The sequence below is a fragment of the Rhizobium leguminosarum bv. viciae USDA 2370 genome (assembly GCF_002008365.1).
Taxonomy (GTDB): Bacteria; Pseudomonadota; Alphaproteobacteria; order Rhizobiales; family Rhizobiaceae; genus Rhizobium; species Rhizobium leguminosarum.
This window is the reverse complement of record NZ_MRDL01000051.1, coordinates 15,972-27,667: the sequence shown is the minus strand read 5'-3', so window position 1 is coordinate 27,667 and position 11,696 is coordinate 15,972. Positions and strand designations below refer to the sequence as shown.

Annotated in this window: 11 protein-coding genes, 1 pseudogene and 1 riboswitch; of the genes and pseudogenes, 6 read left to right on the top strand and 6 right to left on the bottom strand. The window is 61.7% G+C overall.

Features of this window, described 5'->3' with window-relative positions; genetic code table 11:
• Positions 1–3: 3 nt before the first annotated feature.
• Positions 4–1,020 (bottom strand): ABC transporter substrate-binding protein, encoded by a 1,017-nt coding sequence (locus tag BS629_RS26870; RefSeq protein ID WP_018242635.1) that lies wholly within the window; start codon positions 1,018–1,020, stop codon positions 4–6.
• A gap of 178 nt (positions 1,021–1,198) precedes the next feature.
• Positions 1,199–1,453, bottom strand: a riboswitch (cobalamin riboswitch).
• A 221-nt stretch (positions 1,454–1,674) separates the two neighbouring features.
• On the opposite strand from BS629_RS26870, the gene BS629_RS26865 reads away from it, so the two are divergent.
• A complete protein-coding gene (locus BS629_RS26865; RefSeq protein WP_020572879.1) occupies positions 1,675–2,277 on the top strand; it encodes a tetratricopeptide repeat protein in 603 nt (200 codons plus the stop codon).
• A gap of 64 nt (positions 2,278–2,341) precedes the next feature.
• Here BS629_RS26865 and blh read toward each other — a convergent pair whose 3' ends face one another.
• Together blh and BS629_RS26855 are read right to left on the bottom strand one after the other, a co-directional pair.
• On the bottom strand, positions 2,342–3,622 hold the full coding sequence (gene blh, locus BS629_RS26860; RefSeq protein WP_018242637.1) for a bifunctional sulfur transferase/dioxygenase Blh: 1,281 nt from the start codon (positions 3,620–3,622) through the stop codon (positions 2,342–2,344).
• A gap of 181 nt (positions 3,623–3,803) precedes the next feature.
• A complete protein-coding gene (locus tag BS629_RS26855) occupies positions 3,804–4,172 on the bottom strand; it encodes a DsrE family protein (RefSeq protein WP_018242638.1) in 369 nt (122 codons plus the stop codon).
• Positions 4,173–4,262: 90 nt separating this feature from the next.
• Here BS629_RS26855 and BS629_RS26850 point away from each other — a divergent pair.
• The 3 genes and pseudogenes from BS629_RS26850 (at position 4,263) to BS629_RS26840 (ending at position 7,203) form a co-directional block, all read left to right on the top strand.
• Positions 4,263–5,259, top strand: a pseudogene (locus BS629_RS26850) (AraC family transcriptional regulator).
• 125 nt (positions 5,260–5,384) lie between these two features.
• The gene (locus BS629_RS26845) at positions 5,385–6,857 is read left to right on the top strand and encodes a sensor histidine kinase (RefSeq protein ID WP_018242639.1); all 1,473 of its coding nucleotides are present in this window, start codon (positions 5,385–5,387) and stop codon (positions 6,855–6,857) included.
• 1 nt (position 6,858) lies between these two features.
• A complete protein-coding gene (locus tag BS629_RS26840) occupies positions 6,859–7,203 on the top strand; it encodes a response regulator (RefSeq protein WP_018242640.1) in 345 nt (114 codons plus the stop codon).
• Positions 7,204–7,310: 107 nt separating this feature from the next.
• Here the strand turns inward: BS629_RS26840 and BS629_RS26835 are convergent, their stop codons facing one another.
• The 3 genes from BS629_RS26835 to BS629_RS26820 all read right to left on the bottom strand — a co-directional run bounded on the left by BS629_RS26835 (position 7,311) and on the right by BS629_RS26820 (position 8,779).
• The gene (locus BS629_RS26835) at positions 7,311–7,793 is read right to left on the bottom strand and encodes a cupin domain-containing protein (RefSeq protein ID WP_032980477.1); all 483 of its coding nucleotides are present in this window, start codon (positions 7,791–7,793) and stop codon (positions 7,311–7,313) included.
• A gap of 45 nt (positions 7,794–7,838) precedes the next feature.
• The gene (locus BS629_RS26830) at positions 7,839–8,219 is read right to left on the bottom strand and encodes a VOC family protein (RefSeq protein ID WP_018242642.1); all 381 of its coding nucleotides are present in this window, start codon (positions 8,217–8,219) and stop codon (positions 7,839–7,841) included.
• A gap of 317 nt (positions 8,220–8,536) precedes the next feature.
• Positions 8,537–8,779 carry a DUF1127 domain-containing protein gene (locus BS629_RS26820; protein WP_018242644.1) on the bottom strand — a complete coding sequence of 81 codons (243 nt, stop codon included), beginning with the start codon at positions 8,777–8,779 and terminating at the stop codon, positions 8,537–8,539.
• 176 nt (positions 8,780–8,955) lie between these two features.
• On the opposite strand from BS629_RS26820, the gene BS629_RS26815 reads away from it, so the two are divergent.
• Positions 8,956–10,968 carry a BTAD domain-containing putative transcriptional regulator gene (locus BS629_RS26815; protein WP_018242645.1) on the top strand — a complete coding sequence of 671 codons (2,013 nt, stop codon included), beginning with the start codon at positions 8,956–8,958 and terminating at the stop codon, positions 10,966–10,968.
• A gap of 106 nt (positions 10,969–11,074) precedes the next feature.
• Positions 11,075–11,611 carry an ATP-binding protein gene (locus tag BS629_RS26810; RefSeq protein ID WP_018242646.1) on the top strand — a complete coding sequence of 179 codons (537 nt, stop codon included), beginning with the start codon at positions 11,075–11,077 and terminating at the stop codon, positions 11,609–11,611.
• Positions 11,612–11,696 lie beyond the last annotated feature (85 nt).

The following is an 11,696-nucleotide window of genomic DNA, read 5'->3' as shown; positions in this document are numbered from 1 at the left end:
CCTTCACTGCGCCAGGCCGAAAGACTTGATGCCGTTCGCCAATGTCTCGATGCCATCGATCGTGCGGATCGTCGGGTTCATCGACTGCGCGTCCATCATCACGAAGTGCTTGTTTTTGACCGCGTCGAGCTCCTTGGTCACAGGGTCGTTCTCAAGAAAATCGACCTTGACCTTAGGATCGTCAGCCGCATAACGGCGGCGGTCCATGGTCGCGAGCACGATGACGGCAGGGTTCGCCTGGGCGATGGTTTCCCAACCCACCAGCGGCCATTCCTCTTCCGTGGTGACGACGTTCTTCGCACCGATCGTCTTCAGGATATAGGCGGGCGCGCTGTTCTTGCCGGCGATGAAGGCGTCGCCGCTGACCTCTTTGCTGGAGAACCAGAAGACGACGGGCAGGTTCTTGCCCGATGCGCCCGATATCGACGCGACAGCATCCGCCTCGCGCTTCTTCAGCGCCGAAATCAGCGCATCGCCGCGGTCCTTCACGTCGAAAATCTCCGAGAGCTCGGCGATTTCCCGGTAGATCAGGTCCATCGTGAACAATTCCCCACGCACGCCGTCGCCGCCATCTGTGTTGACCTTGGCGACGCAATCGGCCGGCGCGAGATAGGTATTGATCCCGAGATCCTTGAACTGTTCCCGCTTGCCGACGGAGCCCTGCGCGCCGACATGCCATTCGAACTCGGCCGCCACCAGGTCGGGCTCCTGCCCGACGACGGATTCGAAGCTCGGATCGTTGTCGGCAAGCCGCTTTATCTTACCGTTGGCCTCGGCATATTGCGGCAGGACTGGACCGACCCAGACGGCCGTCCCGGCGATCTTGTCGGCAAGGCTGAGCGAGAAAAGAATTTCGGTCATGCCCTGGCCGATCGAAACGATCCTGGCGGGCGCCTTCTGAAAAGTCACCTGCTGGCCGCAATTACTGACGGTCAGGGGGTAGTGGGTCGCGGCAAGGCTTGGTGCCGCAAGGCCGGCGAGCCCGAAGGCAAATGTCATGGCGGCGAGAATCTGGCGCATGGAAAACCTCGATGAAGGAAAAAATGACGGCCGTTCCGCGCATGTGCGCGGACCGAAAGCACGCTTAGGCGTGCCCTAGCCGCAGGAGGCCCAATCGAGACGGATGCATGCCGAAATTCGGCGAAGGTTCAGTAGGTCAATCATATCTGTTCCTTGTCCGGGCATCCCCGCCCGGTTGATTGGATCGTGATTGACGGCAGGTCTCCTGGCTTGCGGATATCCGTCGTTACATCCGCCTTCCCGCGATATCCGCAGTGGCAGGGCCATAGGCCCTTCAGAGATGGCCAGTCGCTGGCCACTCCTGAGATGATCGACAATCCGCTTACAGTTGCGGGGGCAGCCACGGTCTCGGTCCCTACTGGGTCGTCCTCACCGTGTTCCCTATTAATCCCCTTGGAGTCATCGTCAGGGAACCGTCGAACCCAGTTACGTCGCAGAGCTGCCTAACGTCAATGATTATTGCGGAGGATCGTGCCGGCCCACCGCGGCAAATTGCGAGACCTCGAAGCAAAACTCGCCAGCACCCTCGGGCAAAAGCTATCGTCTGCGGCGCTGGCGTCGGGTCATCAGTCGGCGTGCGTCACGACGGATTGCGGAAGGCGGGCCCCCGACATAGCTTTGGCGCCACCGATTTCAACGAGGTCTGATGTAGCAATGAGCAATCCGGATAGCACCGATCTCGCCGCAGCCAGGATAGACGCAATTCGCCAAGCAGCCGAGCAAGGCGATGCACAAGCACAATTTGAATTAGGCCATATGACCGCACGAGGTGAAGGTGTCACCGGGGATAAAGCCGAAGGCGCGAGATGGCTTCGGAAAGCGGGCGAACAAGGTCATGTCGATGCGCAATTCCTCCTGGCTGGCCTGTATCTCATGGGGGACGGCGTTGCACAGAGCGCGCCGGAAGGCGTCGAGTGGCTTGATAGAGCCGCCAGTCAAGGCCATGCCGACGCACAGTATTTATTGGGCTTGATGAGAGAGGACGGCGACGGTTGCGATATCGATCCAACAGACGCCGTGAGATGGTACGGCCAGGCCGCAAACCAGGATCATGCCGGTGCGCAATACAGGCTAGCCCAAATGAAAGAGCACGGCGTGGGCTGCGAGATCAATCTGACAGAGGCTTTCAAATGGTACCGTCGCGCAGCGCTTCAGGATTACCCTGATGCAAGAGAAGATCTGCTCGATTTATGTCGTGCACATCCAGACCTGCCGCTTCCAGTATCAGAATTGCTCGATGGCAAAGGTCGTTCCTGATACTCAGCCCTTTGTCCGGCGGCGCAATCGTCCAGACGCCGTCGCCGTTCTATTCACTCCGCCCCTACAACGCATCCAGCGGTATCTTCAAATACCGCCGGCCGTTCTCCTCCGGCTCGGGCAACCGCCCGCCGCGGATATTGACCTGCAGCGCATGCAACATCAGCTTCGGCTTCGGCAGCGTGCGGTCGCGCGCCTGGCGCAGCGCAACGAAGCCAGCCTCGTCGATGCCTGCGATATGAGGATTGGCGCTTTTCTGGGCGGTCACCGTGCTTTCCCAGCGGGGGTGGCGGCCGCCGGGCTGGTAGTCGTGGCCGGAAAAGAGCCGGGTCTCCTCGGGCAGCAATAGGATGGCCTGGATCGAGCGCCAGAGGGCACTGGCGCTGCCGCCCGGAAAATCGGTTCGCGCCGTGCCGGAATCCGGCGTGAACACTGTGTCGTGCACGAAGGCGGCGTCGCCGATTACATAGGTCACTGAGGCGAGTGTGTGCCCGGGCGAAAACATCACGCGGGCTTTAAGCGCACCGATCTCGAAGGTGTCGCCATCGGCAAACAGCTGGTCCCATTGCGAACCGTCGGCTTTAAGCGCCGGCCAGTTGTAGATCTCCTTCCAGAGCATCTGCACGTCGGTGACATGGGCGCCGATCGCCGTCGGCGCGCCGGTCTTCTCATGCAGATAATCCGCGGCGGAGAAATGATCGGCATGCGGATGCGTGTCGAGGATCCACTCGACCGTCAGCCCCTCACTTTTGATATGAGCGAGGATGGCGTCGGCGTTGGCCGTTCCCGTCGCCCCCGACATCTCGTCGAAATCGAGGACCGGGTCGATGATGGCGCAGCGTTTCGTCGCCGGGTCGGAAACGACATATTGTACACTGCAGGTGCGGGGCTCGAAGAAGGCCTTCACATGAGCCGCCTGCCCTGCCCGCTTTTCCAGAAAGCGGCGCGCGCCGGCAAGATCGAAGCCGAGGTTTTGACCGAAGGCCTCGACATCTCCGGGCTTCATCCGCCCGTCGAGCACCTCGCCCAGTGCATAGAGCGTCAACGCTCGTGTGCCGCTCTTGCAATGGGCGACGACCGGTCCCTTGGCCTGCGCCATCGCTGCCTGGAAGGCACGGATATCGGCCTCGGTGATCTCGGTTCCCTTCACCGGCACGAAGCTGTAGGCGAGCCCGGCGGTGGCGGCGGAAGCCTTTTCCGCGGTATTGCCCGGCTGCCCCGGCTCCTCGCCATCCGGTCGGGCATTGATGACGGCGGCAAAACCATCAGCCGCGAAGGCGGCAAAACCTGCGGCGTCGGGCTGCTCCGCCACCGATATCAGCTCATTGACCCTCACGGATGTCATCGAAGCCCCCGCGCTGCCGCTCCAGGCATTATCGCACGTATATCGATACAATCTCACAAGTATATTGCCGAATGCAAGAATAGGCGCTTGGTATTTCTCTGCACCTGTCGCCGATCCGCAAAGCCTGAAGAAACCGGTGGGAGACGCCGCCCAAACTCCCGCCCATCCCGACGGAGTATCGTCAAAACGATAGCGTCGCAGCTCCTTCCTTGATCTCGGCATGCATGGCGCTGGCACCGACGATGACGACGCCGTCGAGCAAGTCTTCCTGCGTATAACCGCGCGAGGTCACACAGGGCGGGCAAGCCCAGATCGTGCCGCCGCGCTGCTGGAAATTCTCGATCAGGCTCGACAGCGGATCGAGCGGCGGCACATGCGTCATGCGCTGGCCGCCCTTGCGCACCAAGTCGATCCCGGTGCTGGTGAGGAACACCGAGACCTTCAGCCCGGCGGTGATGCCGCCATTGGCAATGGTGAAGGCGACGGAGGAAAGTTCGGATTCGATGCCTTTGGTGACGAGCACGACCAGTTTGTCGCTTTGGGTTTGCATAGTATTCTCCCGTTTGTCAGGGTGAACAGCGTTCACCCGGTTTGAACGAGCTGATGATAGGAGGGTGCGCGGGGCGCGTATTTGGCCGGAATGCGTGAAGCCTTGTCCGAAAATCCAGGCGCTGCGGGTGTCGCGCGTGACGACGTGCTGTCGGCGCTGCTGTCGACGATCCGCCTGTCGGGATCACTGCAGTTCTGCTTCATGCCGACGGGCGACTGGCAGACCGATGCCACGCCGGCCTTGGCGAGCCTTTCGGCGAAGGCTTCGGGCACGATGCCGTTTCACATCGTTGTGGAGGGCCGCTGCTGGCTGAAGACGGAAGGTGAAGAGGCCGATCTCGAGGCGGGCGACGTGCTGGTCTTTCCCTTCGGCACCGGACATCAGCTCGGCGCGGGAAGAGACGGCAAGCTGGTGCTGCCGACCCGCGACCTGCCGCAAAAGCCGTGGCGTGAGATTCCCGTGCTGCGCTACGGCGAGGCCGCGCAAGGCGTGCGGCTGCTCTGCGGCTATCTGCAATGGGGCGGGCTGAGCTTTGCGCCGCTGCGCCAGGCGCTGCCCAGGCTGATCCATGTCAGGACACGGGCAGCCAATGACGGCCGACTGGCTGCGCGCCACCATCCGCCAGATGGTCGAGGAGGTCGACAGGCGGCGCGCCGGTGGCGTCTCGATGCTACCGCGACTGACCGAAATCATCTTCATCGAGATCCTGCGCCATCAGATCATGATGGCCGAGTCGCGTTCCGTCGGCTGGCTGGCAGCGCTTGGCGACCCCGCGCTCTCGCGCTGCCTCTCCCTCATTCATGGCGATCCCAAACGCGACTGGTCGCTGGAGCAACTGGCGGCGGCCTCTGGCCTCTCGCGCAGCGCCCTCGCCGATCGCTTCCAGACGGTGCTCTCGACCTCGCCGATCCGCTATATCAGGGACTGGCGGCTCTACCTCGCAAGCGTGGCGCTCGCCACCACAAGCCAGCCGATCGCGGCGATCGCTTACGAGGCCGGCTATGCCACCGAAGCCGCCTTCAACCGCGCCTTCTCCCGCGCCTTCGCCACCCCGCCGGCCGCCTGGCGGGCGATGTCGCGGGCGTAGAGGGTGATCGGCTCAATAAGCGCCGATGCTCAAGAGAGGTTGGTAGGGAGAAGCCACGACATCCATGGGTGGAAAAAATCAAGGGATGCGCTAATTAGAAACACCATCAAAATTTGGAGCGAGCCTTGGATTCCGAATCCCCTCAGCCACTCACAGCTCGCTTTCCTGTCGGTGGCGGAGAAATTGGCCGGCTGATCCAGACCCGCGACTGGAGCAAAACGCCGCTCGGTCCTCTCGACCTCTGGCCGCAAAGTCTGAAGACGGCCACCAATATGCTCTTGCTTTCACCCGTGCCAATCGTTCTTCTATGGGGCGAAGACGGCGTGATGATCTATAACGACGCCTACTCCGTGTTCGCAGGCAGCCGTCATCCGGATCTTCTCGGTTCGAAGGTCCGCGAGGGCTGGAGCGAAATTGCCGACTTTAATGACAATGTGATGAAGGTCGGACTGTCAGGGAAAACACTCGCCTACGAGAATCAGGAGTTGACGTTGTTGCGCCACGGCAGTCCGGCTCCTGCCTGGATGAACCTCGACTATTCGCCAGTCCTCGACGAAAGCGGAAAACCCGCCGGCGTCATCGCGATCGTCGTCGAAACCACGAAAAGCGTCCTTGCCCAGCGTCGGCTGCGCGAGAGCGAAGAGAGGTTCAGGGCGTTCACGACTGCGACGACCGACATCGTCTACCGTATGAGCGCCGACTGGAAGGAGATGCAGCAGCTCGACGGTCGCAATGTTCTCGCAGACACGGCCAATCCAACTGTCGCGTGGCAGGAGGCCTATCTGTTTCCCGAGGACATTCCCGCGATCCAGGCGGTAATCGACGAGGCCATCGCAAGCAAGGGTGTTTTCGAATGTGAGCATCGCGTCCGGCGGGCCGACGGCAGTACCGGCTGGGTGCTGTCACGAGCGGTTCCAGTCTTGAATGACGGCGGCGCTATCGTCGAATGGTTTGGGGCCGCGACCGATATCACCGAGCGGCGACGCAAGCAGCAACAGCTGGAACTTATCGTTCATGAGCTCAACCATCGCGTTAAGAACAATCTGGCGATGGTGCAGGCTTTTGCGTACCGCACCTTCCGCGATGCTGAAGACATCCCTCGTGCACTGGACAGTTTCACGGCGCGGCTGGTGTCGCTCGGCCGTGCCAATGATCTGTTGACAGGCGAACTGTGGAGCAGCGCGTCGTTGAAACAGACGCTCGACCAGGCGACCGTTCCGCATCGGCCGGACGGCGAGCGATGGAAGCTGACCGGAGACGATATCCGGGTTTCCGCAAAAACGGCCCTGGCGCTGACCATGGCCTTTCACGAACTCGGCACAAACGCTGTCCGTCATGGCGCATGGTCGAATGATGGCGGCGCCGTCAGCGTCAAATGCTCCCTCCAAATCATCGACGACGGAACGCAACGCTACCGCATAAACTGGGACGAACATGGCGGACCGCGTGTCGAGCAGCCGAAGAGGAAGGGATTCGGCACGGTCCTCATCCAGCGCGGCCTTGCCGCGGAGACCGGAGGCAGTGTGGATATCTCGTTCGCCGAAACGGGTTTTTCCTTCCGTCTCGACGCTCCCGCAGACCGTCTGCGGAATGAATGACATGGCCAAGCGCGTCCTTGTCGTTGAAGATGAAATGACCATCGCCATGATGATCGAGGACATGCTCATGGACCTCGGTCACGAAGTGGTCGCGACAGCCGCGCGATTGCCCACGGCGCTGGAGGTTGCCGGCGACGGTAATCTTGATTTCGTCATTCTCGATGTGAACCTCGCCGGGCATCAGTCATTCCCGGTGGCGGCAGTCCTTCAGCAGCGCGGTATCCCGTTTGCCTTCGCGACCGGATATGGGCCAGCGGGTATCGATCCCGCCTTTGCCGGCCGACCGGTGCTGACCAAGCCGTTCACAACTGCCGATCTTGCCGCTGTCATCGAAACTGAAGGCTGAGATGCAAGAGGGCCGATGCCCAAGTCAAAGAGCCGCTCCAATGAGACTTGTTGTGGCGGGCGATGGCGCAGGTCTGAACTGGATCCGATCGACACCCTGATGGACGATCAGCGCGGTTGCGGGCCTGTCAATCCGAGGGCAAGCGTGATGTCGTTGATGATCCCCAGTCGCGCTTCGATCACCGCGATTTTCTCGGGCGTATCAGCACCAAAAGCCTCGATATCGATGAACAATTGCTCGCAGCCGCCTGGCGTGACCGTGCCGAACATCTGGCCGGGTTCGTCGCCTATGTTTCGCCAGCTGTGCGGCACATGTGGCGGCAGAACGACGACGGTTCCCACAGGCGCGTCGAACGCCTCGTCGCCGCATTGGAATCGATAGAGCCCGCGGATGACCCGAAAGACTTCCGTCTCCCGCGTATGCGTGTGCGGGGCCGGGCCATGACCGGGCGGTGTGAAGGTTTCCCACATCCCGAGCGCGCCGCCGGTCTCGGCGGCCGTGGCATGGATGACGATCCTCGCGCCAAAGGGCGTCCTCGCCACGCGCTCCTTGCCGGGCAAAGAGACGACGGCGTTCCTGAAACTCGACATATCCACCTCCCCCTCGATTGCATTCTTTGGGCGGAGCCCTGCGCCTCACCCTTGCGGCGCCGGCTCATTGAGCATCGCTTCGATATTGTATCCGTCGGGATCGAGAACGAAGCAGGCATAATAGTTCTCTTCATATTCCGGCCGCGGGCCGGGCGCGCCATTGTCCCGGGCGCCGGCGTCGAGCGCGGCCCGATAAAACGCCTCGACCTCCGCCCTGCTCCGAACCCGGAAGGCAACGTGCACACGCGTCAAAGGTGGCTTGTCGTCAGTGCGCTGGATTTCGAACAGACTGCCGCCGACATCGAAGGCCCAGAACACGCCCTCCTTTCCGAAGGAGAGGCGATAACCCAGAGGGTCGAAAGCGCGCTCATAGAACAGCTTGCTCTTCTCAAGGTCACTCACTGCGATGGTGATATGATCGATCATGCCGTGCCCTCCCGATCGTTCCAGCGCCCCATCATAGTCGAAATCGCCGCAGCGGAAAAACAGACGACTCTGATGGCGAAGGGTGAATGCCAGATCAACGGTCCCTGCCCCGACAGAGCGGACTCGCCCACACCCACAGCCCACCTGCCGCCGAACAGCAACAAACCCCGCCAATCATTGACGGGGCTGTGCATGCTGAAAATCGATCGGCATTACATCCTCGGAGGAATCAATGATTGCCTTCGGTCAAAGCTTGCGCCTTGGATCCTCGCCTTGTCGACCGACAACCGACGCGTCCGCACGGTGGAACGTTCCGATTATCGCATCGACATCAACTTCGTCATCAGCCCCGCTTTGATTTCGAGCACGGGTCGATTGGCCCGGGGATGGCCGATGTCCCTCAGTTGGTCGGGCGTCATGTCTGCCAATGCATTCCGTCTTGCGACGCTCCGCTGCCACTTCCTCAGGGCAGCGACGATCATTGCGACGCTGTTGGACCTGAACCCGAACAACTGTCCTTTCGGCGCGCTGATGCCGGCGTGAGTTTCCGTGTGAGCCATTTTCAGTCTCCCATTTGTGAGATTTGCAGATGGGAGGCTGACACGCGGACGTATTGCGGCTGTTCGGTTCAGCGTGAACGGCCAGGAAAACTTCGACAAGCCGCCGCTAAATCGGTGTTAAATCTATCTGCCGAAATGCTATTCTGCGGTGGCGGCCGAAATCTGGGAGACGATCTGTGCGCATCAGGTTGCTGGGTGGCCTTGAAGTGACGTCCCGGGAGCACCGGCAAATCCGCTTCACCACGCGCAAGACGTCACTTCTTTTTGCTGCCCTGGCGCTTGCAGGCCGCCGTGGCCATCGCAGGGAACTGCTTTCCGAAGCCTTCTGGCCGGGACGAGGCAGTGAGCAGTCCCGCAATAGCCTGCGGCAGGCGCTGGTGGATATCAGACGATCGTTCCCGAGCGGGGGAGATGCCGCCGTCTACATCGACGGGGATCAGGAGACCGTTGCGCTGATAACAGGTCCTGATGAAACCGACATTTCGATCTTCGACCGTAAACTGGAGGCCGGCCGGACGGCCGATCTCGCCTTCGCCGCCGACCTCTACCGCGGCGAGGTGCTCGCAGGCGAGGCCATTCCGGACGGGCTGGATGAGTGGTTTGGACCCTATCGGAGCACATATCAACGCAAGGCGCTGCAGTTGGTGGAGCGGTTGAGCCTCGCGTTCTCCGAGCCGGGCTCCGCGGAAGAATCGGCTTGCGAAGGGCTCGCCGAGAGGCTGCTGGCTGTGGACCCGACCGTGGAGGCCGCCCATCGGGCGCTGATGCGGATCCACGCTCTCAGGGGTCACGAAAACGCGGCCTTGCGCCAGTTCGAAGCCTGTCGGGCGTTCTTGAGGAAGCATCTTCAGGCAGAACCCGAGGCAGAGACCTTTTCCCTGGCCGCTTCGCTGCAATCGCGCCAGGGATCCGAACATCAGCGGACGGCACCCAGCCTCGACGTGGCCTTACAGCCGCAGGTCTTCCCAGCCCCGGCGAAACATCACGACCGGCCATCGGTTGCCGTATTGCCGTTTCAGAATCTGAGCGGTGATGCGGAGCAAGAATATTTTGCCGACGGCATCGTTGAGGACATCACCATCGCGCTCGCTCAATTCCGCCACCTCTATGTCATCGCACGGAATTCGAGCTTCACCTACAAAGGTCAGGCGGTCGACATAAAGCAGGTCGGACGCGAGCTGGACGTACGCTATGTGGTCGAAGGAAGTGTGCGCCGGACGGGTGACCGCCTGCGCATTGCCGGGCAGCTCATCGATACGTCGACCGGTACACATCTTTGGGCCGATCGTTTTGACGGAACCCTGGCGAATGTCTTCGATCTTCAGGATCAGGTCGCCTCGAGCATCGTCGGCGCCATAACGCCGAAAGTGGAGGAGGCTGAGATCGAGCGCGCCAAACGCAAGCCGACCGAGAGCCTCGACGCCTACGACTACTATCTCCGCGGCCTGGCGGCCTTCGACCGGACGATCACCAACAGATCGGTCATCGACGAGGCCCTACGGCTTTTCATGAAGGCGATCGAGCGTGACCCGGAATTCGCCATAGCCCATGCCCGAGCGGCGCGCTGCTACGCCACCCGAAAGAGCAACGGCTGGATGCTCAATCCCGCAGAGGAAACCGCCGAAGCCACCCGGCTGGCCCGCAGAGCGGTCGAACTCGGCTGGGACGATGCGGTTGCGCTCACTTACGGCGGATATGTCATCGGTTATGTCGGCGGTGACCTTGACGACAGTGCGGCCTGCATCGATCGCGCAGTCTTTCTCAACCCGAACCTGGCCGCTGCGCTCGGCGTCAGCAGCTGGGTGAAGGCCTGCCTGGGCGAGCCCGATAAGGCCGTCGAACACGCAGCTCTTGCCATGCGCCTCAGCCCTTTGGATCCGCGCTTGTTCGCCTGGCAGTTCAACACCGGCCTCGCGCATTTTTGCGCTGGCCATTATGACGACGCTGCCGCTTGGGCGGGAAAATCGCTACGGCACCAGCCGAACTACCCGAGCGCCATGCGCGTGATGGCGGCGGGCCAGGCCATGGCCGGACGGCTGGCGCAAGCCGGGGAAACGATCACTCGCCTGTGCCTGATGGACCCCGCCCTCCGGCTTTCCAATCTCGCCGACGTGCTGCCACCATTCCGGCGACCGGACGATCGCAATCGATATATCGAGGCTCTCAGGATGGCGGGACTGCCGGAGTAGCTGCCGCTTCAGCGGCGTCCTCGGAACGAAGGGGCATACCGGGCTATTACCCACCCCCTATCGGCTAATTGCGAAACGATGCTGCTTCGTGCGAAATTGCCACGCGATGGATCACACGGGTGAAGTTCTCATTCTCACCGGGCCGCCGGGCTCCGGAAAAACCACGACGGCCGAGGCGCTCGCCAGCGAGCCCGGCTCGCCGAAGGTCCATCTTCATTCCGACGACTTCTGGCATTTCATCAAGAACGGCGTGATCCCGCCCTATCTGCCGGAAGCTCATGAACAGAACATCGTTGTCGTCGACGTGTTGACGAAGGCCGCGGCGGGCTATGCCGGCGGAGGCTACTTCGTCATCGTGGACGGCATTGTCGGGCCGTGGTTCCTGGAACCGTTCCGGAAAATCGCGACACCCCTCCACTACGTGATTCTGCGTCCGCCGCTCGATGTCGCCATCCGGCGCTGCCGGGAGCGTGGCGGCGATACGCTGACCGATCCCGGCCCTATTGCAGAGCTCCATCGACAGTTCTCATCGCTGGGTGCGTTTGAGCGACATGTTCTGTCGACGGATGGGCAAGGCAGGAAAGAGACGCTGGGCGCGGTTATCGAAGCCGTGCAAAGCGGAGCCTTCCGGCTGGCGTCATGACGTCACGCCATCGGCCTTCAGCGCAAACCAGCCCTCGCCCGCCCTTTTGCAATTCGCCGTTTTCCAGTTCGTCGGGCGACATTCA